Annotated in this window: 27 protein-coding genes and 1 pseudogene; 17 read left to right on the top strand and 11 right to left on the bottom strand. The window is 37.8% G+C overall.

Annotated features, from left to right (window positions below):
- Positions 1-238: 238 nt before the first annotated feature.
- The 8 genes and pseudogenes from EW028_RS20270 to EW028_RS20305 all read left to right on the top strand — a co-directional run.
- Positions 239-499 (top strand): annotated as a pseudogene (locus EW028_RS20270) (recombinase family protein); the annotation flags it as partial.
- Between the two features lie 88 nt (positions 500-587).
- On the top strand, positions 588-938 hold the full coding sequence (locus tag EW028_RS20275; protein ID WP_131522122.1) for a hypothetical protein: 351 nt from the start codon (positions 588-590) through the stop codon (positions 936-938).
- Positions 939-972: 34 nt separating this feature from the next.
- Positions 973-1,266 carry a LysR substrate-binding domain-containing protein gene (locus EW028_RS20280; RefSeq protein WP_131522123.1) on the top strand — a complete coding sequence of 98 codons (294 nt, stop codon included), beginning with the start codon at positions 973-975 and terminating at the stop codon, positions 1,264-1,266.
- 72 nt (positions 1,267-1,338) lie between these two features.
- Complete coding sequence (locus EW028_RS20285; RefSeq protein ID WP_048395924.1) at positions 1,339-1,734, top strand: GntR family transcriptional regulator; 396 nt, start codon at positions 1,339-1,341, stop codon at positions 1,732-1,734.
- 4 nt (positions 1,735-1,738) lie between these two features.
- A complete protein-coding gene (locus EW028_RS20290) occupies positions 1,739-2,836 on the top strand; it encodes a DUF1648 domain-containing protein (protein WP_131522124.1) in 1,098 nt (365 codons plus the stop codon).
- A gap of 73 nt (positions 2,837-2,909) precedes the next feature.
- A complete protein-coding gene (locus EW028_RS20295; protein ID WP_131522125.1) occupies positions 2,910-3,581 on the top strand; it encodes a response regulator transcription factor in 672 nt (223 codons plus the stop codon).
- Positions 3,578-4,951, top strand: a complete 1,374-nt coding sequence (locus EW028_RS20300) for a HAMP domain-containing sensor histidine kinase (protein WP_131522126.1) — start codon at positions 3,578-3,580, stop codon at positions 4,949-4,951. Before EW028_RS20295 ends, EW028_RS20300 begins: the two co-directional genes overlap by 4 nt.
- A 71-nt stretch (positions 4,952-5,022) precedes the next feature.
- A complete protein-coding gene (locus tag EW028_RS20305; RefSeq protein WP_131522127.1) occupies positions 5,023-5,430 on the top strand; it encodes a hypothetical protein in 408 nt (135 codons plus the stop codon).
- A gap of 44 nt (positions 5,431-5,474) precedes the next feature.
- Here the strand turns inward: EW028_RS20305 and EW028_RS20310 are convergent, their stop codons facing one another.
- Positions 5,475-7,391, bottom strand: coding sequence for an SEL1-like repeat protein (locus tag EW028_RS20310; RefSeq protein WP_131522128.1), 1,917 nt, complete (start codon positions 7,389-7,391; stop codon positions 5,475-5,477).
- Between the two features lie 238 nt (positions 7,392-7,629).
- Between EW028_RS20310 and EW028_RS20315 the strand changes: the two genes are divergently transcribed.
- From EW028_RS20315 to EW028_RS20325, 3 genes are all read left to right on the top strand, one after another.
- Positions 7,630-8,343 carry a glycosyltransferase family 2 protein gene (locus EW028_RS20315; protein ID WP_131522129.1) on the top strand — a complete coding sequence of 238 codons (714 nt, stop codon included), beginning with the start codon at positions 7,630-7,632 and terminating at the stop codon, positions 8,341-8,343.
- Between the two features lie 84 nt (positions 8,344-8,427).
- Entirely contained in the window at positions 8,428-8,688 is a 261-nt protein-coding gene (locus tag EW028_RS20320) for a metal-sensitive transcriptional regulator (protein WP_004233098.1), read from the top strand.
- Between the two features lie 145 nt (positions 8,689-8,833).
- On the top strand, positions 8,834-10,138 hold the full coding sequence (locus EW028_RS20325) for a transglutaminase domain-containing protein (protein WP_227744988.1): 1,305 nt from the start codon (positions 8,834-8,836) through the stop codon (positions 10,136-10,138).
- 18 nt (positions 10,139-10,156) lie between these two features.
- Here EW028_RS20325 and EW028_RS20330 read toward each other — a convergent pair whose 3' ends face one another.
- The 7 genes from EW028_RS20330 to EW028_RS20360 form a co-directional block, all read right to left on the bottom strand.
- Complete coding sequence (locus EW028_RS20330) at positions 10,157-11,104, bottom strand: N-acetylglucosamine kinase (RefSeq protein WP_131522131.1); 948 nt, start codon at positions 11,102-11,104, stop codon at positions 10,157-10,159.
- The gene (gene argH / locus EW028_RS20335) at positions 11,101-12,615 is read right to left on the bottom strand and encodes an argininosuccinate lyase (protein ID WP_131522132.1); all 1,515 of its coding nucleotides are present in this window, start codon (positions 12,613-12,615) and stop codon (positions 11,101-11,103) included. Before argH ends, EW028_RS20330 begins: the two co-directional genes overlap by 4 nt.
- 27 nt (positions 12,616-12,642) lie before the next feature.
- Positions 12,643-14,349, bottom strand: a complete 1,707-nt coding sequence (locus EW028_RS20340) for an ABC transporter permease (RefSeq protein ID WP_131522133.1) — start codon at positions 14,347-14,349, stop codon at positions 12,643-12,645.
- A 12-nt stretch (positions 14,350-14,361) separates the two neighbouring features.
- A complete protein-coding gene (locus EW028_RS20345) occupies positions 14,362-15,432 on the bottom strand; it encodes an ABC transporter ATP-binding protein (RefSeq protein ID WP_131522134.1) in 1,071 nt (356 codons plus the stop codon).
- An 83-nt stretch (positions 15,433-15,515) separates the two neighbouring features.
- Positions 15,516-16,622, bottom strand: a complete 1,107-nt coding sequence (locus EW028_RS20350) for an extracellular solute-binding protein (protein ID WP_131522135.1) — start codon at positions 16,620-16,622, stop codon at positions 15,516-15,518.
- A gap of 199 nt (positions 16,623-16,821) precedes the next feature.
- Positions 16,822-17,736 (bottom strand): EamA family transporter, encoded by a 915-nt coding sequence (locus tag EW028_RS20355; protein ID WP_131522136.1) that lies wholly within the window; start codon positions 17,734-17,736, stop codon positions 16,822-16,824.
- An 18-nt stretch (positions 17,737-17,754) separates the two neighbouring features.
- Positions 17,755-18,318: a GNAT family N-acetyltransferase gene (locus tag EW028_RS20360; RefSeq protein ID WP_131522137.1), complete on the bottom strand. Its 564-nt coding sequence runs from the start codon at positions 18,316-18,318 to the stop codon at positions 17,755-17,757.
- A 156-nt stretch (positions 18,319-18,474) separates the two neighbouring features.
- Here EW028_RS20360 and EW028_RS20365 point away from each other — a divergent pair, with 156 nt between their 5' ends.
- The 5 genes from EW028_RS20365 to EW028_RS20385 all read left to right on the top strand — a co-directional run bounded on the left by EW028_RS20365 (position 18,475) and on the right by EW028_RS20385 (position 21,862).
- Positions 18,475-19,422: a carbohydrate kinase family protein gene (locus tag EW028_RS20365; RefSeq protein WP_054548551.1), complete on the top strand. Its 948-nt coding sequence runs from the start codon at positions 18,475-18,477 to the stop codon at positions 19,420-19,422.
- A 20-nt stretch (positions 19,423-19,442) separates the two neighbouring features.
- Positions 19,443-19,874, top strand: a complete 432-nt coding sequence (locus EW028_RS20370; RefSeq protein ID WP_131522138.1) for a protein-tyrosine phosphatase family protein — start codon at positions 19,443-19,445, stop codon at positions 19,872-19,874.
- A gap of 118 nt (positions 19,875-19,992) precedes the next feature.
- On the top strand, positions 19,993-20,196 hold the full coding sequence (locus EW028_RS20375; protein WP_004233126.1) for a PLDc N-terminal domain-containing protein: 204 nt from the start codon (positions 19,993-19,995) through the stop codon (positions 20,194-20,196).
- The gene (locus EW028_RS20380; RefSeq protein ID WP_131522139.1) at positions 20,193-21,077 is read left to right on the top strand and encodes an ABC transporter ATP-binding protein; all 885 of its coding nucleotides are present in this window, start codon (positions 20,193-20,195) and stop codon (positions 21,075-21,077) included. Before EW028_RS20375 ends, EW028_RS20380 begins: the two co-directional genes overlap by 4 nt.
- Positions 21,074-21,862, top strand: coding sequence for an ABC transporter permease (locus EW028_RS20385; RefSeq protein ID WP_131522140.1), 789 nt, complete (start codon positions 21,074-21,076; stop codon positions 21,860-21,862). Before EW028_RS20380 ends, EW028_RS20385 begins: the two co-directional genes overlap by 4 nt.
- Positions 21,863-21,901: 39 nt before the next feature.
- Here the strand turns inward: EW028_RS20385 and EW028_RS20390 are convergent, their stop codons facing one another.
- Both EW028_RS20390 and EW028_RS20395 read right to left on the bottom strand, forming a co-directional pair.
- Positions 21,902-22,555: a GAP family protein gene (locus EW028_RS20390; protein WP_131522141.1), complete on the bottom strand. Its 654-nt coding sequence runs from the start codon at positions 22,553-22,555 to the stop codon at positions 21,902-21,904.
- The gene (locus EW028_RS20395) at positions 22,552-23,322 is read right to left on the bottom strand and encodes a MerR family transcriptional regulator (RefSeq protein ID WP_373565035.1); all 771 of its coding nucleotides are present in this window, start codon (positions 23,320-23,322) and stop codon (positions 22,552-22,554) included. The genes EW028_RS20390 and EW028_RS20395 overlap by 4 nt, the downstream gene beginning before the upstream one ends.
- Before the next feature lie 175 nt (positions 23,323-23,497).
- Between EW028_RS20395 and EW028_RS20400 the strand changes: the two genes are divergently transcribed.
- The gene (locus EW028_RS20400; protein ID WP_048395772.1) at positions 23,498-24,202 is read left to right on the top strand and encodes a CBS domain-containing protein; all 705 of its coding nucleotides are present in this window, start codon (positions 23,498-23,500) and stop codon (positions 24,200-24,202) included.
- A 25-nt stretch (positions 24,203-24,227) separates the two neighbouring features.
- On the opposite strand, the gene EW028_RS20405 is transcribed toward EW028_RS20400, so the two are convergent.
- Positions 24,228-24,947 carry a DUF421 domain-containing protein gene (locus EW028_RS20405; protein ID WP_082148191.1) on the bottom strand — a complete coding sequence of 240 codons (720 nt, stop codon included), beginning with the start codon at positions 24,945-24,947 and terminating at the stop codon, positions 24,228-24,230.
- Positions 24,948-25,028: the final 81 nt, after the last annotated feature.

The following is a 25,028-nucleotide window of genomic DNA, read 5'->3' on the forward strand; positions in this document are numbered from 1 at the left end:
TCAAAAAATATCTTGCAATTGTTGAAGGGTAAACAAAATTCCTTGTTCAACAAACGTGGTGCTTTAATTGAATAGATAGAATGATGTATCCATCTCATACGAGGTGGTCTTTTTTATTTATACAGTGCCAAAACTTAATATAGTTTTGACACCAGAATGTTGATGCAGTAATATCAAGGTGTAAAAAGGTGTCATAACTTAGGTCTATAAGTGTAGTGCAGAAATGAGGTATTTTTCTATGATTTACGGTTATGCAAGGGTATCGACTGTATCACAGGAATTAGAGGTTCAGCTTCAAGCGTTGGAGAGTGAAGGAGCGACTGTTATTTATAAAGAGAAATTCACAGGAACGAAAACAGACCGGCCACAATTAAATGAGCTGCTGTCTAAATTAAATAAAGGTGACAAGCTTGTTGTAACCAAATTGGATCGATTTGCTCAAAACACTAAAGAAGGCATCGAGATCATTGAACGGTTATTCGCCAAATGCGTAAATTTATTAAAAAAATTTCCGTCATCGAAAGCGTTTTGTATCGTTACTACAGCGATGTAAAATGCTTTTTTGCTTCAAAAAAGGAGCAACTATCATGAAAAATAAACTAAAAACTACACCAAACCAAGCAGTCCAAACATTTATTACATACGGCAATCAAAAAGGAGATCGGCAACTCAAAGAAGAACGCCTGCAGCAACTAGAAGAAACTTTAGTAGCACAAGGTATTTATCCTGGTGGGAAAGTACATAGGGTGCTAGAAAAATTGATTTATGATTTTACATACAATGGCATTATTAAAGTAAGCCGAGAGCATATGAGTAACAAATTAGAGGTAGGATTCAATACAATCTCAACAGCTTTTAAGTATATGGAGCAATCAAAGCTATTATCCTTTCCAGAAACAAATCAGGAAAAACGAATAGTGGTTGTCGTGTCATTATAGATGCGCAACATATCAATTTTGAAAGCATTTTAAAATGAAAGAGCATCTTTTCTCATTATGTCAAACCTACCAAGTGAGACCATCAAATATCGCACTCCAATTTAATGGCATTCATGAAACAATTCGTTCAGTCATGGCGGGCTATGGTGCAAATTTTATTTCTCCTCTTGCGGTTAGAGAGTATGTAGAGAGTGGGCAATTGGCGAGAGTTTATGTGAAGGATATACATGCCATTAAACATAAAATTGCAATTTGTACAAGGAATAATGAGAAGCAGAATTTACTTGTGCAAAGATTTATTGAAACCATAAAAAATTCCCCCATTTAAACATTTGAATCTCATGCAAGGTGTAGAGAAATTTGTTATATTAGTTATATAACAAATCTGGAGCTGATAAACATGTTTATTCAAATAGAATTTCAATCAGACGTACCTATTTATGAGCAGGTAACACGTCAAATTATCGAAGGAATTGCTAGAGGAGAAATGAAGCCAGGTGATACTTTGCCGTCTGTGCGGAGTTTAGCTGCCGATTTAGGTGTTAATATGCATACTGTTAATAAGAGTTATCATGAATTAGAGGCGAAAGGGATTATTACCATTCGGCCAAAATCTGGAGCTATTATAAGTTCAGCAGAGGAGAGAGCTTTATCACCTGAGCAACTACGTCAAATCGAAAAGAATTTGAAACCTGTTGTGGCAGAAGGAATGGTGCTCGGCGCAACAGCTGAACAAATTGAGCACATGATGAAAAAAGTATTTGCCGATTTGCAAATTCCAGCAGAGGGAGTGTAGCAAAATGCTACTTGGCGTTTTTATAACCATTTACATCATGACATTAGCTTTGCAAATAGTCGTTCCCTATATTGTAAGAGAGACTATCGTTTTTGGAGTCACAGTGCCTGATCAAATTATTAAGCATCCCCTCTTAGCTCAGTTGAAAAAACAGTATGTGCAGTTCGTAGGGGGCACAGGTATAGTATTTCTAATCATCATGATTATAAGTTACAATCAATTTGCTCCTTCTGAAGCTATTCAAAGTATTGTTTTATTAAGCTGTTTGTTTAGTATGCTTACAGTAAGTATGGCGTTGTATTGGATAAATCATCAAAAGGTATCGAAGTTGAAAAAACAAGAGCAGTGGGGTGCAAATATTAAACAAGTACGGGCAGTGGATTTAACTGCAAGAAGCCGTGATGAAATGCTTCCTTGGTCTTTTTTTGCTGTACCATTAGGAATATCCGTATTTTTGATCATTTACACATACCTTCATTACGATCTCATGCCAAATAATATAGCAGTACATTGGGGGCCAAGTGGCGAAGCGGATGCCTGGAGAAGCAAGACCTATTTTACGGCTATTTCACTGCCACTGGTAATGCTAATGATGCAATGTATGATGTGGGGAATTACCGACTCCATTAAACGTTCGGCAATTAAATTAGCTGTAAATCGCAAAGAGGAATCGTTGGAGGATCAGCTAAAAACACGAAAATACATGAGTTGGCAAATACTACTGATAAGTTCTGCATTAACAGCTTTATTAACAATTTTACAATTAAGCAACATCTATCCTTCTATGACAGTAGGCTATAAGCTATTACCAGTATTTATTTTGTTCTTAGTTGTTTTGCTGGGTTCATTACTGATATATGTGGTGAAAAAGTATAAACATAAAGTACGCTATGAAGCAAATATAGATTCCCAAGTAATGGACGTGGATGAGGATCGTTATTGGAAGGGCGGCTTAATTTATATGAATCGACAAGACCCATCCGTTTTTGTGGAGAAACGCTTCGGGGTAGGATGGACCATGAACCTTGCCAATCCTAGAGGCTATATTGTAATTGGTTTACCTTTTCTCTTATTGCTGTTGATTTCTATATTTTCGTTATAAAATAATAGTAATTTGTGCTGAAAAAATTCGTTCTATATGATCGGATTTTTTCTTATTAACTGGAGGTGGGCAGATGAAGATCCTTGTTGTCGATGATGATGTTCATATTTTACAGCTAGTCAATATTTATCTTACAAAGGAAGGCTACCAGGTGCTACTTGCTGAAAATGCAAAGCAGGCACTAGCCTTACTCGAAGGGAATCTGCCTGATTTAGCTGTTGTCGATGTGATGATGCCAGGAATGGATGGTTTTACACTAACAGAGTATTTAACTCAAGATTATGATATTCCTGTTTTATTATTAACAGCAAAAGGTGAGCTAGAGGATAAAGAACGTGGCTTTTTAGCAGGATCTGACGATTATGTTGTAAAGCCCTTTGAACCAAAGGAATTATTATTTCGTATAGCTGCAATTTTGAGGAGATTTGATAAAAAAAATCAAGTAACCATTCAAGTAGGTAAACTAGTAATTGACCGACGAAGCTTTGAGGTTGTAATAGGGGAAGATACACTTATATTACCTTTAAAGGAATTTGAATTACTGGCTTTGTTAGCATCACGACCCCATCAAGTGTTTACTCGTAGCTATATTATGGAACAAGTATGGGGCTATGACTATGATGGAGATGAGCAAACGTTAAATACGCATGTGAAGCGGATTCGTGAAAGATTAAACCGATATGACACGGCTGTTGAAATTACAACAGTAAGAGGTGTTGGCTATAAGCTAGAGGAAACAACATGAAAACGTTATATAGTAAGTTTGTTGTAACCACAATGCTAGTAATGCTCGGAAGCTTATGTATGGGCTTTCTGGCAACGAATACCTATTACCATCAAGTTGTAAAAGAAAAAAATGATGCGAAAAACGTTAGCATAGCACAGGATATTGTGCATTATATTGAGACAAACAAACCAGAAGATTTAAATAGCTATCTAACAACATTGGGTGAAATCGGCTATCAAATATATGTGACAACTGGTGAGGAGGGGCATTTTTTTGGCGGTCCATATCGTGATAAAACATTGTCAACATCTGTTGTGGAGCATGTTTTAAATGGGGAAACCTATCATGGTATGCGAGATTTTCCTAAAGAAACCTTTGTAACAGGATTTTTTGCTAACGAACTGAATAATACAATTGGTGTGCCATTTACCTATGAAAGCAAGTCCTATGCATTGTTCATAAGACCAGATATTCGTTTATTGTTTTCTGAGGTGCATACAATACTTGCAGGATTAATGTTGGTTATGACAGTACTGAGCCTTCTTGCCATGCTACTATTTGCTAAAGCATTAATTCGCCCCATTACGAAATTAACAGCAGCCACTCAACAGCTAGCGCATGAAAAATTTGATACAGTTCTAGATATTGATCGTGCAGATGAAATTGGCCAATTAGCATCAAGCTTTAATAGGATGACCGAGAGATTACAGGAAACTGATCGTACACGGAAGGAATTTATTAGTAATGTATCACATGATTTTCAGTCGCCTTTATTAAATATTCAAGGGTATGTAGATTTACTGAAAAATCCTTCCCTTACTGAACAGGAAAGACAGGAATATGCAGCAATCATTGAGCTAGAAACAAAACGCCTATCTACATTAACCAAGCAGTTATTATTATTAACCTCCCTTGACCAATCGACAAGAATTGTAAAACGTGAGTCTTATCGTTTAGATGAACAGCTCAAGGAAACCGTACGAAAGTATCGTTGGCAAATGGAAGAGTCACAGCTTCAAATATCGTATAAGCTTGAGCAAATTATTTTTGATGGCGATGCAGGGCTTTTACAAAATGTATGGGATAATTTACTGACAAATGCCATTAAATACAATGTAGAGGGTGGACAAATACATCTACGTTTACAAAAAAGATCTACTTCACTTGAAATTCTTGTTGAGGACAGTGGGATAGGAATGACTGAGGATCAATTAGCAAAAGTATATGACCGTTTTTATCGCGCTGATGCGTCTAGAACCAAGCAAGGGACAGGACTAGGATTAGCGATTGTCAAACAAATTGTTGAGCTACATGGAGGGACCATACAGATGCAAAGTACGGTGCATGCAGGCACAAAGGTTTATATCCATCTACCAATTTTGTCATAAGGAGTTCATATAAAGTTCATGTTCACACGATAAACTGCTACTTAGTTGAAACATAACTAGGGGGTTATCGTATGGAACAAAAGTGGAGCATACGCCTTATTCGATTAGCGGCAATTTTTGCTTTAATCGGCACGTATTTAGGTTCACATATGTCGGGATCAGGTAGCTATGAATATAGACCGATACATGCACATATTTTACTTGTTGGCTGGCTTAGTATGTTTGCCTGGGGTATTTTTTATCGAGCCTTCAAAGTGAAATCACAAAAATTAGTAACCATTCATGGTTGGACAGCTATTGTAGGTGTTCTGGGCTTAACGTTAGGCATGTGGTTTTACAATATAAATCCATTTAATTTTGGTAGCACTTTTACATTAGTCTTCTTTATTGTAGGAGGAACTACGCTATTAATTAGCTTTGCTTTATTTATTGTTGTAACATTTATGATTCAACAACAAAAGGATACTAGCAGTCATTAATAAAACCTACCGTGTCTTATGTGATGCGGTAGGTTTTAAAATATTTATTTAATTTCTTCAAGTGACTTTTTCAGCCATCTTGTCGCCTCTTGATAGTCTTGTGCAACACCATGCCCTTTTTTGTAGAGCATACCAAGCTGGAATTGAGCTTTTTGATGCCCTTGATTAGCAGATAGTCGATAAAGCTGGGCAGCCTTTGCAAAGTCCTTTGGTACGCCCTGTCCATGAATGTGCATTTGGGCTAATTGGTATTGTGCCTTCATATGTCCTTGTGACGCAGCCTGTTCAATCCATTTAGCTGCCTCTGTGTAATCCTGTTCTACCCCTTTACCTTTATCAAATAAATTGCCCAGTTGATACTGCGCACCTGCATGTCCTTGAATGGCTGCAAGGCGATAACATCTGCGGGCCTCCTCAAGATTCAAGGCTACCCCTAATCCCTGTTCATATAGTAGGCCTAATTGATATTCTGCTTGAATATGTGATTGATCGGTTGCTGCTCGCCACCATTTCACGGCCTCCTTATAATTTATAGGAACAGCAGTGCCAGATGTCAGTAATAGGCCAAGCTCATACTGTGCATCTGCATAGCCTTTTTCAGCCGCTGTCCTAAAATATGACATTGCTTTGGCTGGGTCTTGAAGCTGATATACATATAGACGTCCTAGCTCGAAGCCAGCGCTGATATGGCCATTGTCAGCAGCTAGTAGTAGCCACTTTTCTGCTGACACAAGATTCTGCTCTTTTTCATACAGCAGGCCAAGACAGTATTGAGCATTTAAATGTCCTTTATGTGCCGCTAGCTTAAACCATTTTAGAGCTTCTATATGATCTTTCATCATTCCTTGCCCAGTATTATAGAGCATGGCCAGTTGAAACTCTGCATTCACATGGTCCTGTAAAGCAGCCATATGAAACCATTTTGCCGCTTCTTCTTGGTTTTGGGGAATACCACGCCCTTTAAGATGCATATAGCCGAGATTGTATTGAGCACTTGCATCTCCAGTTAGGGCAGCCATTTTGAAATAAGCGACGGCCTTATCATAGCTTTGCTCCAAACCCGTGCCATTATGATAAAGAAAGCCTAGATTGTTTTGGGCACTAGTATTACCTTGATTGGCAGCTAAGGTATACCACTTGGCAGCTTCGTTAAAATTTTGAGATAGGCCTAAGCCTTGATTATAGAGTACACCTAAATTGTATTGGGCGTCAGCATTCTCTAAATCAGCCGCTATTTGGTAATGACGTGCAGCCTCTAGATAATCCTGTATAACACCTTGGCCTAGATGATAAAGTACACCGAGGCTATAGTGAGCATTTGCGTCATTTTGTGCGGCAGCTCGTTCATACCACATTTTTGCAAGCCTATAGTCCCTTTTTACCCCTCGACCATGATTGTAAAGAGCACCTAAGTTATATTGAGCGCTTGCATCTCCGTTCTGGGCAGCTACTTCAAACCATTTGACAGCATGTTCGTAAGCCTCTTGAGACTGCTCATGCTGAAGTATATTTTCATCAAATATTGAAGGAAGTTCTGTGATATGAGAAGGCAGGCGGTTGGATTTGAAGCTACGATCATAGCGCTTCATAAACCATTCAACAATATCGCTAAGATAATCTAAAACAATTTTAGCTGCTTTGGCTTCTACAATGTCATTACTAGTATGGCTTGTCATTTTATGAATTAGATTCATCAATAAATAAATCCGACGAGGATGAATTTGCCCTACAAAACTTCGATTATTTAATAGCATTCGGACATTTTTGAATTTAGGTTCGGTATGCATTTCCAATCGATAAATCTCATATAAAATTTCCTCTAATACAAAAAGTGACTTCTGTAAGGATTCTGCTGGGGTTGAAATGGCGAGCAAACTAGCATCCTGTAAATTTTTAGCTAATATTGTGAAGGACAGCTGTCTTAATTTTTGACATTGTTCTTCAAGATTTTCATAATGCATGACGAAAGTACTCACCTCTTTCAGTTAATTACCTCGGCGTCATTGCAAGCATTTTCCTATTAAACCTTTTTACAAAGCGCCTCTTCATCTCTTTGTTCATATATCGGAGAAAAATCGATATTATTGATATGTTTTAATGGGATTCATCAGTTGAATTGTTGCTGTTACATGATACTATTTGATATAAGGGAGATTCGTAGCTACGGAGAACCTGTCAGCCTTTAGGTGGGGGATCGAAATGAAAAATATTGCAGCTATTATACCAGCATATAATCCACAACAATCACTCATTACCTATGTACATCAATTATTAGCAACGACTATTACTCAAATCATCATTGTCAATGATGGGAGTGATCAAAAATATAAAGATATTTTTGAAAACCTAGATAAAATTGAACGCTGCCAAGTACTCCAGCATGATTGCAATATTGGTAAGGGTAGCGCACTTAAGACCGCCTTTGCATATATACGAGAACAACAAGCAAGGTGCCATGGTGTCCTTACAGTGGGGGCCCATGGGCAACATACTTTACAAGATGTGAAGCTTGTTTTAACAATGACAAAGGTGTTTTCTGAAGGGATTGTGCTTGGTGTACGTAACTTTCGTTCAACTGATAGTACATTTCTTTCTTACTGGGGAAATCGTGCAACAAGCTTATTTTTCGAGATACTGTATCATAAGAAATTAATGGATACACAAACAGGTTTACGTTATATTTCCATCAATGAGTTGCCTTGGTTAATGAAAGTAAAAGGTGAACGCTATGATTATGATACAAACATGTTAATTGCTGCACTTAAAAGAAAATGTCCAGTTTTCGAGGTAGAAATTGGGCAATTACGTATAAAGAAGAATTCAATAATTCAGTACGATGAAATAACAAACGCTGGTACGATTATTACGAGAATGCTCATAAATTATTTAAAGCCAAGGAATAGTAACGGCTAGGTTTAAATTTAAAATAATGAGCTAGGATAAAGAATAACGATCACTCATTAGAGCGTAGCGAGTATAAGAGAAGGAGCAATGTATATGGAATATTCAGATCAAGTGAAAAATCGTGTGAAACGGATGGAAGGACAGCTACGTGGCATTTTGAAAATGATGGAGGAGGAAAAAGACTGTAAGGCAGTCATTACACAATTATCAGCAGTACGCTCTGCTGTAGACCGTACAGTTGGGGTTATTGTTAGCACAAACCTATTGGAATGTGTACAGAATGCTGAAGGGGATGGCGAAAAAATGAACGAAGCCATTCAGGAAGCAGTTAATTTAGTGGTGAAAAGTAGATAAAAGATATGAATTTCGTAACAACAATATAAAGTAGAGTGACTAAAAACTTTCTGAAATCAACAAACAAATATTAACAAGCACAAATGGGCCCTTAAGTGAGTTCTTTGTGCTTTTTTTGTATATAATGTAAGGAAGACGGTTGGAGGTGAGGAGTTTGTGGAAGAAATTGGCTATAATTGCCATTATTATTATTTTTATTGATCCTATTTATACGGCTGGTAAGGCTGTTGTTCAGCAGGTGGTCGATTGGACAAATAATGATGAAATAGAAACTATGCTACTGTCAACAAAGGACAAGATCGTAGATGTTACTGCAAGACTTTCAGATAATGCCTCAATTGAAACAGCCCTACCTATAGAAGATGTACATGAAGCGGAGGTAGCCCCTACAGCTCCACCTATACAGAAACCTGAAACAAAGTTAGTGGTGACAAATGCCAAGGAGCTAGCTGATGCGATGTATGCGTATTATAATAGCTTTTCACCAAAGTTTGAAATTCAATATAAAGGGAATACACAGCGAATTGAACAAATTGTAGAAGAGGCCTATAACAATGCTATCAAACGCGATGACTATGTTTACGGCCATGTAAGTAAACATTCAATTCGATATGAATATGGGCGAAATAAAGCGACTATTTTTGGAGAACAGAGCTATTTAATGACGCCAGAGCAGGCGGCATATGTAGAGATGAATGTTCAAGAAATTATCGCTAAGATTAGTAAAAAATCTATGACGGATGTAGAAAAGGTACGAGCTGTCAATGACTATATTGTGGCCAATACTTCCTATACAGAACAAACGAATTCTAGCCCACACAGCGCTTATACGGTTCTTGCCGAGCACGGGGGAGTATGTCAGGGCTATGCTTTACTTGCTCACTCTATGCTTCAAAAATTGGGTATTGAAACAAAATATATCGTGGGCTATGTAGGTCAAGAGGGACATGCGTGGAACCTAGTCAAGTTGGATGGACAGTGGTATCATCTTGATACAACATGGAATGATCCAGTACCAGATCGTAAGGGCGCAATACGCTATCAATACTTTTTAGTAGATGACCGTACAATGGCGAAGGATCACACGTGGATTGCTGAAGACTATCCAAAAGCAACAAGCACACTATATAGTTATTATCATGATATAGACTTCCCAGCACAGGTTGGAGACCAATTGTTTTATAGTAATATTGCAGATGATAATAAGCTATATGTACTAGATATGAAAACTGGTAAAACGAAGCGTGTCACAAATTCTCGTGCACAATATATTGTTTATTCGGATGGTTGGCTCTACTTTAGTAATTATTCCCGAGGGGCGTATTTAACAAAGATTCGTCCGGATGGTAGTGGAGAAGAGGTACTAAATAGGGAGGATTCGAAGGATTTATTTATAAAGGATGGGTATCTCTATTTTACGACGAATGAATTGAAGAGACTGGCACTTTAAAAAGAAAAGGGCAATGACTTATAAACAGTCATATGCCCTTTTAGTTCGTTCAATTAAATAAGTAATAGGCTGATGCTGACAAAGGGTAATGTCCACTTGAGGATACATGCAGGTTATTTCATCTGTGAAATTCTTTAAAATGAGTGGATTATGTTTAATGGCTCCACCATTACAATATAGAGTAAATGGTGAATTCTGATAGTTAATTTTTTTCAATACAGCATTCGCCAGAATAGCTAGTTCATGGGCTGCTTGCTGAGATATTTGGATGGCGCATGCGTCTTCTTGCTCGACTGCCTTTGCCACAAAGGAACCCATCTTGGCCAATTGTGCATTTGTATAGGAAGGGCGGAAGAGCCATTCAGCGAGCTCTGTAACATCTTGTATACCTAAAGATTGATAGACAGCTTCCTTTAAGAGTGTTGGTTTCCCGCGACCATCCTCCATTTTAAATATAGCTCTTACGACTTCCTGCCCTAGCCAATATCCACTTCCCTCATCGCCAGCCCGATGTCCCCAACCTCCTGCACGTACAATCCGCCGCCCATCAAAGGCATAGGCAATAGCTCCTGTTCCAGCGATGAGTAGTGCACCTGCCTGTCCAGCAGTCACACCTAATAGTGTAGCCTCCGCATCATTTTCAATAATCATTGTGTCTATTTGTAGCTGTGTGAACTTAAGAGCATTTTGAACAATAGCTACGACAGCTGCATGATCCTTCGGAGAATCAATACCCGCTAGAGCAAAGGTAGCTACAGCAATTTGAGAATTAGGATACTTTTGCAAAAATGTTTCAACATTTGCTAAAAGCTCTTGTAAAATTGCTGTAGCTGATTCAACACCAATGGCTTGATAATTAGAGCCTTTAGCGGATATAGAATATTCAATGTCACCAGATTCAGCATGAACAACTGCACATGCTGTTTTTGTCGCCCCACCATCAATAATTAATAACCATTGCTTCATTGATTCCATTCCTCTAGAAAGGCTGTTAGCTCTTTTTCTGCTTCAATAATGGAATTTTCCTTTAAGCGAATCCATTCATAAAAATCGTGGGCATTCAGTTTGGAGCGTTCAAGAGCAGCTTTCATAGTGGCTGGAGCGGGTCCACCTAGTAATGTTCGTACACCAACAAAAGATTCTGGTTTTAATGTCTTATAGAAATCCTCTTCTGAAATAGTTAATTCCTTGCCCGTGATCAATTTCGATTGTGTATTTGCAAGTCCCCATGTAAGACTAGCTAATGATTCCTCTCCATGAGCAAGTAGAACCTTAATACATTTACTAACAATACTATGTGCTTGCCGGAAGGAAATTCCCTCTGAACGGACTAATGTATCAGCTAGCTCAGTGACATTCGCAAAGCTATTTTCAGCGCGATTTTTTAACTTCTTCTTATTGACATCCATTGTAACAACAAGCGAACCAAACAACTTGTAAATACCAATTAAGCGGTCAATGGCACGCCATAAATAAGGCTGCATATCATCCTCAGTGTCTACGATATCTCCAAAAGGTGTATTATGTACCATCTGTAATACTGTACTTGCATCTCCTACAACCGCAGATAGTAATGAGCGTGTATGTTCTATAGAAACAGGATTACGCTTTTGAGGCATAATAGAGCTTATTTGCACATATGGACTTGCGAGTGTAAACGCATTAAACTCCTGAGTAGCCCATAATAAAAAATCTTGAGAAGTACGGCCAAGGTTGAGTGCAGCGAGCTGTATAATACTTGCAGCCTCAGCTATATAATCTGCCCCTGCAACCGCATCCCATGCATTTTCGATAATATCATCAAAGGCTAGTAGATCACGCATACGTTCTCTACTAATATTAAAGCCTGTCGTTGTTAAGGCAGCGGCTCCCATACTGCTACGATTGACCGTTTTATAGACATGCTGCATTCGTTCAAAATCACGCTCTAGCTGGTCGATGACGGCCTTTAAATAATGGGCGAAGGTTGTAGGCTGGGCCTGCTGTGTATGTGTGTAGCCAATCATAATGGTATCGACATGTTCCTCTGCAGCAGCGATTAAATCATCACGTAATGTTAGTAACTCGCGCATTAATAATAATAATTTTTTTCTTAATGTCATTCGATAGATGGCGATACCCATATCATTTCGGCTTCTGCCAATGTGAAGATTTCCAGCAATATCACCAGCAAGCTCTATTAATTTATTTTCAATGCGGAAAAATAAATCCTCATATTGGGGACTGTAATCCTCTATACGATAATAGTTTAAGTCAATTTTTTTTAGAGCTATCCCAATTTGCTTTGCTTCATCTTTTTTTACAAGTCCTTGTTCTTCTAACATTTTTAAATGAGCAATATTGATTTGTAGCATAATTGTTAAAAAATTTTTCTTTGCTTCATCATAAGCTGGCTGTAAAACAATTTTTCGATAGATGTTAGAAGGGAATATCATCCCATCTTCCAGCTGTGTTTTATTGCGAAAATCTTCAAACATTGTCATGGCCCCCTAATAGATTGGCAGCTAGATGGCTGTACCAGCACTGCCTTTTGATAGTTTTTCAGAAATAATAAGGACAACTAAAATTAAACAAATTTGTAAGACACCATAAGCACAGGCGGTCCCAAATTTAAATGCATATAATTTTTGGAATATCGCTACAGACAATGGAATAGTGGATGTACTGTAAATTAGAATGGATGCAACAAATTCACCAAAGCTTTGCACGAGGGCTAAGAGTGTCCCTGCTAAAATCCCGGTGAATGTTAAAGGCACGACAATACGTCTAAATGTATACCACCAGTTGGCCCCTAAGCCACGTGATGCCTCTTCAATTGATTGATCTAGCTGTACAAGAGAGGCGGATGTTGATCGAAAAACAAGTGGTAAATGTCGAATAAAGTAGGCTAATGGCAAAATCCAAAATGTCCCGATCAATACTTGATTAAAACTAAAGATACTTTCTGTACTAAAGGCAGCAATTAAATTAACAGCAACAACTGTTCCTGGCAAAGCCCAAGGTACCATTATCAAAATGTCGAGCATGGTTTTCCCTTTAAAATTTAAGCGCACCATAGCATAAGCAGCCGCGACACCAAAGATGATATTGCCCAGTGTTGCAATAACACCCATTTGAATGGAGTTCCAAATAGGTCGCCATGTGCGTTCATCAGTAAAAAGGGCAATATAATGATCGATTGTATAGTCGGTTGGGAGAATTTGCGTTTTCCACGCTCCATCCACAGAGAAAGAGATCAATATCAACACTAAAATAGGCAGTATCAATATTAATGTGCCAACAAAAGAAGCAATTGTTGCGATAATTTTTACTTTTTTTGAGGATACCTCTGAACGATGAACACTAATTCCCTTACTTAGATTTTGATAATTTCTGCGATTTTGATACCAGCGCATAATGATTAAAAAAGTGATAGATACAAAAGATAATATCATCGACTGTGTTGCAGCCATCTCAAGATTCCCATTTGTACGTGATAAATAAATTTGCATCGTCATAGTACGCTCTACACCAAACATCAAAGGTGCAGTATAAGAAGCCATAGAAATCATAAACACCAATAAGGATGAGGCAACAATAGAAGGTGTGAGCATTGGTAAAATAACCTTTGTCCATACGCGAATACGCCCTGCACCCAGACTAGTAGCTGCCTCTTCAAGAGCAGGATCAAGCCCCTTAATAGCAGCAGAGGCAGTCAAATAGAAGTACGTATACATTGTGAATGTATGAACAACGATGACGCCCCATATTCCCTTCAAGGCAAAAGGAACGTGATCCAACCCAAATAGATGCTGAAAAATTCGTGGAAAAATCCCGCTATCACCATATAAAAATGAAAAGGACAAAACACCTACTAGAGGAGGAAGTGCCATTGGAACCAAAACTAAAACAGACAATATCCGTCTCCCAGGGAAATTATAGCGTTCTAGTAAAAAGGCCATTGTTACCCCAACAAGTGCACAGCAAATAACACTGATAAATGAAATATAAATACTGGTCCACAAGGCCTCTAAATTTGCTGGACTAGCTATATCAAAAAATTTCTTATAGTGAAAGAATGCTTCATCGCCAGCAAAGCTTTGGATGAAAGTTTGATAGAAGGGATAAACCACATAGGCGAATAACACTAAAAATAATGGCGATATTAAAACATAGACAAACCAATTAGCATGAAAAATTCGCGTCCACGTACTTTCAGACTGTTTCCCCATATTGGCTTCCTCCTATTCCCCTAAAAAGTATAGTGAATCTTGTGCCATATGGATTGTAATATCTTCACCGATCTTTTTGATTTGGTCATAAGAATTAATAAGCATTACTTTAAGTGAGAACGCAGTAAAATCTACAATGTAATTAACGCTAATACCTGTGAATTCAACAAATGTAATTTTTCCTGTTAATGTGTTTTCACCAGTACCAAGTTGAATCGATTCTGGACGAATAGAAATAAATACTTTGTCTCCAATCATATGCGTTAAGGAGGGAGAGCTTTGTTGCTTTCGCCCAGTTAAATTATGTCCATTCACTGTTCGTACTTGTACATTTTCCCCATCAATAGCTTGGATTGAGCATTCAATTAAATTAGTTTCCCCAATAAAATTTGCCACAAAACGATCCTTGGGTTGATGATAAATTTCCTGAGGAGTCCCAATTTGTTTGATATAGCCATTTTCCATGACCATAATTCGATCCGACATAGACATGGCCTCCATTTGATCGTGAGTAACGTATATCGTTGTGACTCCAAGCTCAGATTGGATTCGTTTGATTTCAATACGTGTTTCCTCACGCAATTTTGCATCTAGATTGGAGAGAGGTTCATCAAGCAATAAAATATCTGGCTCTATCACGAGTGCTCTAGCTAAAGCAACACGCTGCTGCTGCCCACCAGATAGCTCATTTATTTTTCTGTTGCCGTAAGCAGCAAGATGCACTTGACCTCTAATTCGATCAACCTTGTGCTGAATCTCAGCTTTTGAAAATTTTCGAACTTGTAAACCAAATGCAATATTCTCATCAACCGTCATATGGGGAAAAAGGGCATAATTTTGAAATACCATGCCGATATTGCGCTTATTGGGCTGAAGTCGAGTGACATCTCGATCATCAAAAAGAATTTTGCCTTTAGTAGGATAATAAAAGCCTGCAAGCATTCTTAAAGTGGTTGTTTTGCCACAGCCGCTAGGACCGAGAAAAGTAAAAAATTCACCAGCTTTTATTTCAAGGTTTAAGTCTTTCACACCATACACTTGACCAAATTGTTTCGAGACGTTTTCGATTCTGACACTTCTCAATCATTAACTCCTCTCTAACAAAGAATCTAGATAATACAGGAAGGTAAAAATTCGCTGTATAAGCCGAATTTTTACCCGTTCTACTATTTACCGCGCCCTTTAATATTGTTATCCCAGTATTCCATCCATTCTGCTTCTTTGTCAGACATTAGCTGCCAATCAATATCAAATGTTTTTAAATCTAATTCCTGATACCATTCTGGCATGGAGGCTTTGTCGATATCAGAACGTGTAGGAATTTGATAGTAATCATTAGCTAATTGTGTTACCATCTCTTTTTCAAATAAAAACTCTACAAATAGTTTTGCATTTTCTAGGTTTTTCGCATTGTTTACAACTGCTACACCGTCTACTAAAATAGGTGCTCCACTTTTAGGATAAATATAATCAAAAGGATAATCTGTCGTATATTTTTTTAACAAAATATCTTGTAGATTCCATAGGGAGACACTGCCTTCTTGACGTGTTAGCTTTAAATACAAGGCATTAGGGTCTTGTGTGTACTCCTTTGTGTTGGCATCTAATTGTAGTAACCATTCATAGCCTTTATCAGGTGAATCTGCACCTTGTCGTACGATCATGGAAGAATAAATCGTACGCATTGTGCCTGACGCAAGTACACCTCTGATTAAAATTTGATCCTTCCATTTAGGATCTAATAAGTCATCCCAGTCCTGTGGACCAGTTTCTTTTGTTAGTAAATCACTATTAATCATAATTACTTCTGGTAACAGCATCTCGCCGAACCATCGTCCATCTACATCTTTGTGTGTGGTATCAATAGCGTCAATAAAGCTCGGCTGCCAAGCATGTAGTAAGTCTTCATTGGCGCCAACAATGAGCGCTGATTGCGTTCCGCCCCACCAAAAATCTGCTTGAGGATTGGCTTTCTCTCCACGAAGACGTTCTAAAATTTGTTGAGCACCCATCGTTAGAAATTCTACTTCAATGTCTGGATATTTTTCATTAAACTGATCGATCACATTTTGCACCATTTCTTCGTCACGTCCAGTGTAAATTACTAGCTTGCCTGAAGGCGACGTTGCTGCTACTTCTGTTTTTTTACCATCCGATGCCTCGTCATTACTTGCTGCATCATTTGTAGAATTTTGCTGATCTTTGCCATTACAAGCAGCTAAAACGAAAAGCATTAACATAAGGAAAAAACCAAGAACATAGGCTTTTTTCATCAACTTCCCCTTTCTTAAAGTAAGTTACTTGCATATTGCAGTATAATACTGAAGGGGAACATTAATGTTAGAATTATTAAAAAATTACATTTGCATTCATCATAGCGAAGTGCATAATGGTAAGCAATGGCATTTCATTAAAGTTCAAAAAAACTCCTTAAAAAGGAATCGTTCCATTTTTAGGGAGTTTTTTGTCGTTTTATGAATGTGCTTCTAATAAGCTATCCTTTTGTTGACGTTGTGCAACAATGGTTGGCAGCATCATGCCAGCAATCACCAGTACAATCCCGATAATTTGTACAGTAGTTAAAGGTTCATGCAAAACAATAACAGAAACAGTAACAGCCACTGGTAATTCAATGGCGCTTAAAATAGAAGCAAGCGCACCACCGATTTTAGGGATAGCAATTGAAAATAGATAAATTGGTAAAATGATACCGAAAAGACCTAGTGCTAGTCCGTATTTCCACAGGCCTTGCATGAATAGTTTACCGTTCCAAATAACCTCAGGACTTAGGAAAATACTGATCATAATAAGCGCCACAGAGGAAACGATTAATACCCTTGATGTGGTAGTCACGCCCTCGACAGGTCGAGAATTAAATTGAATGAAACATGCAAAAGTAACGGCTGCTGTAAAACCGAATAGCCATCCTTGAATAGGAATGTCACTTAAATCTACATTTAATACACCTGCAGCTAGAATCGTTCCGATAAATAAGATCACGATCGAAATTACTTCAGGTCTACTTGGTAATCTTTTATGGAGGGCACAATCAATCAGTAGACCAATCCATGTAAATTGGAATAGCATGACTACTGCAAGAGAAGCAGGAAGATACTTTAAAGATTCTCCGTATACGATACCTGTTGTCCCTGTAAAAATTCCTGCACATATTAAAATAAGTAAGCCCTTCTTGGACGGTCTTGGTAATTTTCTGTCAGTAAAAATAAAGATGGATATTACGAGTAAAAAGCCAATAATATACTGGCTTGATACAGCCTCCGCTGATGTAAAGCCATGCTGCATAGCTACTTTGACAATAGTCGACAATATCCCGTAACTACTAGATGCAATAACAATCAAAAGAGGGTAAATCAAATTGTTTTTCATATATTAGTTATTCACTTCCTAAAACTGTTTAACCATATGATGAAAAGGCTCATCAATAATTGACCAAGGCTCCGTAATAACAAAGCCTAGTCGTTCATAAAGACGGCGCGCTTCTTCTTTTTGGGTTTCAACATTTAATGATAATTTTGTATAGCCGCGTTGCTTTGTCAGCTCTTCGGCAAATTGTAATAGCAATGTTCCGATTCCTTTACCACGTGCAGCTGGTGCAACACAAACTGTATCAATGTAAGCCTCATCTTCATGGGCTTCTTGGTCAATAACAATGGATGGCGCATTTTTTGCTTCAAGCCATTTAACAAGGTTAGCGTCCATGTGAACGGCTTGTTCGCCGTGATAATAAACGAGAATCCCCAAAATCTGTTCATTTTCAGTAGCAACAAAAGTATTTAAATAAGAATGTCGATTGTCTTCTTGGTGAAAAAGAACAGTCAGCTCCTGCATAACAGCCTCCGTTGATTGCTCACCAGTTAAGCGATTAGCAATATCGCCAATGGCGTCGATAATTAAAGGCACAACGGCATGGGCATCTTGTGGTTGCGCTTGTCGAATTGTAATACTCATTTTGATAATCCCTACCTTTCTATAGGCAAGTATAACAAAGATAGGGGATGACTCAAGTTATCCATCCTCTCATAAAGAAATGCCAAAAGTAAAAACCTTTATAGAATGACAATTTTCGTGTTAATCTATAATGACTAGACTTTCAGGAGGACTATCATGACAAAGCAAGAGAAGGATTTTATATTAGTCTATGGAGATGCTTTTATTGACTATATTGCTGATGATGTAACAAACACATCATTTACTAAATATATGGGTGGCGCAACGGTTAATGTTGCAGCGGGTATTAGCCGCATTGGTGCACCTTCCGCATTGATTACAATTACGGGGGATGACGAGGGCTCACAATTTGTGCGAGATGGGCTTGCCCAAGAGGGTGTGAAACTGGATTATGCCGTATTTGATCCAGCAAAACGAGTAAGTGGTGTATATGTGCATCTAACAGAAGCATGTGAGCGAATTTTTAAGGATTATGTTGATGAAACACCTGATTTACAAGTTGAACCATCACAGCTAAATGAAGCAGCTTTTAAGCATGCCTCTGCTTTAACGGTGTGTTCAGGCACAATGTTCCATCCAACAGCTCTTGCTACAACACGAGCTGCAGTAGAAATGGCTAAGGACAAGGGTGCGATTATTGCAATGGATGCAAATATTCGTCCTTTACGTTGGAGCAGTGAAGAAATTTGTCGAGATACGATTACATCATTTTTTGAGGATGTCGATATTTTAAAGGTGACGGATGATGAGCTATTCTTCCTGACAGAGACAAGTAGCTTAGAAGAAGGTATCGAGCAATTAAATAGCTATTTAGTGCCTATTATTTTAATTACCGTAGGAGAAAACGGGACTTATGCAGTCCTTAATGGTGAAGTTATACATGTACCGACTGAGAAAGTAGTGCCTGTGGATACAACAGGTGCGGGAGATGCATTTATGGCAGGTGTCCTACGTGATGTCCATTACAATGGTTTACCTACAACAAAAGAAGAACTAGTGCGTTGTACAAGCTTTGGCAACAAATTAGGAGCGTTTGCCGCAACAAAAGCAGGTGCTTTGACGGCTCTACCATATTATGAGGATATTAAGCATTTACTAAAATAAACATGTGAGGCGTGGAGAATATGGGGAAAGACTACGATGTTTTAGTAAAGGATCAACTGTTCTTTGGCGGTGCAAAAGATGCAGAGGCTGCATTTACACAAGAATCCATTGATGTTGTGATAGATGTTCGTGTTCAAGGGCTATCCCCTCAAGACCAGGAGACAGTTCCTTATTCTTATAAACATATGCCTATAGCAGATGAAGATAGTGAGGTAGCATCATCCATCCAACAAGTCGCGCAAGAAGCTGCTAAAGCCTTTGAGACAGGGCAGAAAATATATGTTCACTGTGGAAGTGGTGGTGGACGTGCAGGGGTTGCAGCTACCGCTATATTAATGGAGTTGGGAATAGCTGATTCATTAGAAGCAGCACAGGCAGCTGTCAAAAAAGCTCGTCCAGTGGTAACTATACGCCCTAAAATGGAAGATGCTCTGCAAAAACTTTATAAATAATTGAGAAGATGTACTAATTAAGGTACATCTTTTTTTATGATGTAAGAGATAGATTGTTCTATACATATTAGAACAAATTTGTTATAGTTAGTATATAACAAATAATGAGGTGATCTGTATGATGGAGGAATTAGCAAAAGTTCCATGGGCAGTTATAGCACCGCTCATCATCGTTCAAATTATTTTGATGATCGTAGCACTTATTGATTTACGAAAAATTCATGCAACAAATGGCCCTAAAATTCTTTGGGTGTTTATAATTCTTTTTGCTAATCTATTAGGGTCAATTGCGTACTTTATAGTGGGGAGAAAGCAGTCATGACAACTTTACTTCAAGTTATAGGTTTGACCAAGCAATTTGCAGAGCACAAAGTTGTAGATGCCATTCATTTCAACTTAGAGGAAAAAACCTCTACGGCTTTAATTGGTCCAAATGGAGCTGGCAAGACAACCACTTTATCTATGTTAACGGGGCTTTTAAGACCGACTGCTGGAAATGTAAAGATGCTAGGTAATGATTTACGTGCGAATATAGGTTTTTTACCCCAATATCCACAATTTCATCCTTGGCTAACTGCGTTAGAGTTTACAGAAATGGCTGCAAAGTTGAATGGTGTAGCAGCCAAAAAAGCTAAATTAGAAGCACAAAAAACCTTAGAATTTGTAGGGTTAGGGGACGTACAACATAAAAAAATAGCCTCTTTTTCAGGTGGAATGAAGCAGCGACTTGGTATTTCCCAAGCAATAGTGCATAAGCCTAAATTACTGCTATTAGACGAACCTGTTTCAGCATTAGATCCAGTTGGTCGTAGAGAAGTACTTGATTTATTAAAAGGACTACAGCAAGAGACGACTATTTTATACTCAACGCATATTTTAAATGATGCTGAAGAAATGACAGATCAACTATTATTTTTGCAAAATGGGAAACTAGTAGAGCAGGGAACATTACGTGAAGTACGGCAACGTTATGATGAGCAAAATTATGTCATTGAATTTGGCAGTGAAGAAGAGGCTAAGCTTTTTGCAAATCCATTTAATCATGTAATAGGTTGTAATGTGTATATTGAGATCGTGAATGAAGAGCCGACGATGAAAATGTTGCTTCAACGGTTAAGTGAATGTCCTTATACAATTAGAAAGGTAGAGCGACAGACAGCATCTTTGGAAGAAATTTTCATGAAGGTGGCGAAAAAGGCATGAGAGGATTAGGATTCAATGTACTTCTTCAAAAGGAATTTAGAGAAGCATGGCGGAGTTGGAAGTTTCTATGGATTCCTCTAGTGTTTGCTTTGCTTGGAATGAGTGATCCACTAACAAACTATTATATGATGGATATTTTAAAGGCTGTTGGGAATGTTCCAGAGGGCTTTGAAATGTTGATGCCAGAATTAATGCCACTGGATTTAATTCAAGCATCTATCGGGCAATTTCAAACAATTGGCTTATTGGTGATGATGGCTTCGTTTGTAGGAGCTATTAGTAAGGAACGTGCTAATGGTATGGCAACATTACTATATGCTCGGCCTATTTCATTTGGCGCATATTTTTTGAGTAAATTTGTTGTTATGAGCACCATTTGTTTTGTTAGTATTTTAGCTGGGTTTGGTGCAAGTGTCTATTATACAACTATTTTATATGGAACGTTGGATATAGGTGCACTGTTAGTAAGCTTTTCTACGTACTATATTTGGTTGCTATTTGTGATAGCTGTTACGTTAATGATGAGTGCCAGCTTTAAAACAGTTATTGCTACAACATGTGCCTTTACAGTGATCTTTGTTGGGCAAATTATCGATATGATTATAGGAATCTTTTGGACAATATCACCGTGGAAACTAGCAAGCTACGGAATTGCAAAATTTCGAGGAACAATAGAGATATCAGATTACTGGTGGAGCTTAGTCATTACGCTAGCATTGACAATTATCTGCATCGGCATTGGTATCGTGATGATGAAAAGAAATGCGTCTATGACAAAAATCTGAAGAGAAAACGGTAAAAATGGATTTTTACCGTTTTTTATTTTAAATCATCCTACCATTTATAAGCAAAATCAATCCTACAAAGAACATCATCCAAGAAAGTGTCGAGCTTGTTCTTTGATCAAAAAGCGTTTGAATTTTTCTTAAAGGTTTATTCATAAATCGGCGGAATAATAGATGAAAGCATAGTAGGATGATCCCTGGTGCAATCATTACTAAATTGTATCCTGCCAATAAAGGTAACCATTCATAAAACACTATTTGATTACTCGTTAAAATACCTATTGCCGCGAAATAAGGAAGAGCAGTTGCAACTTCTAAAATAGAAGTTGTGAAACCTAAAGCTACCATAGAGCTCACATGTAAAGATTTTGGTTTAGGGGATTCATTTGCCTTTCTTTTTGGAACTAACCAACTGCCAATAAATAAAATTCCCCCTACCATGGTCATGATTAATCGAGCTGAGTAACTATCTAGCAAATTAGAAATAGGGTTGAATATGACACCTAGACCTAACATTAAAAAAATCCCAGTACTAAAGTAAAACAACCCAACAGTCATTAAATAGGTTAATAAAAGGCGGGACTGCTGTTTTTTAGCCACAAGCAATACATAGACGGATACGCCAATTATAGAAGGACTAAACATGTCTAACAAAGCTAAAGTACCAATCAGTAGCAACATTTCTATGTTCATGATTGTGATTTTCCTAACGCCTGTTTTTTTGTTTCATAAACATGAAAAGCCTGCTCTATAAAATGTAGAAATTCTTCCTCTAAAGGATATAATCCAATTTGTTTGGATTTATAAGTAGATTTTCTTATGGTCCACATCTTCTCTAAAAATTCATCATTTCCGTTATATTCTACCTCGGCTTTTTCCATCATTCGTTTAATAATAAACTGAACGGAATCGGCTTCAGGACTTTCCTTATGAAGCTGCTTTAATTGACCTAATAAACCAATCCACTCTAAAGAATTAGGATCATTTTTATTTAAATTGGGTAATTTTCTAAGTAGTTCCATTTCTGTAGCTGCGAAAATCTGCTGGCGGAAGGCTTGCTTATTATCTCGTTCTTGATTTGAAAGCTTAATGTACTTTTGGATAAGGGACTCTGTCAACCCACCTTCGATAGACGAAGCATTCTTTAATCCAAGAATAGTGTTCTTCATTTGCTGTAGTTTCTTTTGCTCTTCTGCTACAAAAGCTAACTGATGGTCTAAACTTGCTTCCCAGTTCCATGAATTATTGATAAGTGTCTGAATTTCTTTCAACTTGAAGCCCAATGCCTTTAAAAATACAATCTGTTGTAACGTTTTGAGCTCGTTCTCTCCGTAAATCCTATGTCCCCCCTCAGTCTTTGCTATAGGAAGTAACAAGCCGATCTCCTCATAGTAACGTAACGTTCGAACAGAAATGCCAGTTTGTTTTGATACATTGTGAATCGTAAGCAAGGTAATCACTCCTCCTCTCTGTTAATGACATTATATAAAATGACGTAACGTCACTTTCAAGAGGGATTGTAAAACTCCTTTCTTGGAATCTCTATAACTTAGGAATATAATGGGTGTGTAACTCGAAATTTGTCAAATAACTCGGAAAATATATAGACTACTATAGAAAGAAGGGACATGAAAAGTGGGAACTGAAAATTCCGATCGTTTCCTGACAGCGTTTAATCGAATAGATCATAGACTGAGAGATATTGTAGGTGCGAAGGATTTTATGCCTTTTTATCGGCTGATTGATCAAGCAAAGAAAAAGGATGTCTTGGTGAAGAAATATGAAGATGATCTCCGCTCATATGCAGACTTACGAAATGCGATTGTGCATCATCGTACATCATTACATTATGTGATTGCAGAGCCACATACTGATGTTGTAGAACGAATTGAATACATAGATGCTACCCTTGCTAAGCCAACGCTTGTGGGGCAAATGTTCCGTAAAAGAGTATTGATTTTTCAAGAAAATGATTCTTTAAAACATGTTTTAAAAGTGATACGTCAGCGCAAATATACACAATTTCCTGTTTATTATAATAAGCAGTTTAAGGGGCTCATCACAACAGTAGGAATCACAAATTGGCTTGCGTCAAAGATGGGTGGTGATCATTTACCGAAAAGAATACCAACACTGCATGATATCTTATTGCATGAGAAAAATAGAGTGAATTACAAATTTGTCAGTAGAACGATATCCATCTATGAGGCTGAGGAAATATTTAAACAAGGAGTCGAAAGAGGGAGACGCTTTGAGGCATTATTAATAACGGAGCATGGTCAACCACATCAAAGATTACTCGGTATTATTACGCCCTTAGATATTGTCAAAATTGATTAACAAAAAAACGAGACTAGACAAGCAATTAAGGGCTTGAATGTCTCGCTTTATCTTTTAAGCTGATGTACAAGGAACCATTTGTTTGGACTTGAGCAAAATAAACTTCTTCTACAGAATGCACATTTTGCTTTTTCAATTTCTTTATTACCCAGTCTTCTGTCAGCTCAAGTTCAACAATATTCTCGGTAATAAGTTGACCATCAGAAATAACTTCTGTAGGAAGGTAGGTAGGTGGTGATACATCGGCTTTAACATCCTGCTTTGTAGCCACTTGTTCAGAGGTTTTTTGTAGCACACTGAGCTTTCCATTCGTTTCTAGTAAAGCATACTCAACGTCCTGTACGGAGAAAATGGCTTGTTCACGTAACATCATTGTAAGCTCATCTAGATGAAGACGGTTTTTTTGTAGTGCTGATTCTAAAATAAGACCCTTTTGAATAACAATTGTTGGTTTATCATCAATGAGAACGCGAGCTTTTTTAGATTTAATCGTAATAACGGTCATCAAATACGTTAAAGCACTCCACCAAACGAGAGAAATCAAACCATCTAAAAAAGGTGTTTCTTCCTGAGAGGCAATTTCTGAAGCGATCGACCCAAATGTAATACCTGTAATGTAATGGAAAAACGTTAACTGGCCTAATTGTTTTTTACCAAGTAGACGTGCCAGAATTAGTAAGGCAAAAAACGAAAGTGTTGTTCGTAGAATCATTTCCCAAAAGTGAGCATGAATAAAGCTTTCCATGCATATATCAACTCCTTTTACAGCTGTCGAACTATAGCTTGTGCAAAATGGTCGATAGTATGCGACAATCATGTTTAAACA

Source organism: Lysinibacillus sp. OL1 (genome assembly GCF_004332175.1).
GTDB classification, from domain to species: Bacteria; Bacillota; Bacilli; order Bacillales_A; family Planococcaceae; genus Lysinibacillus; species Lysinibacillus capsici.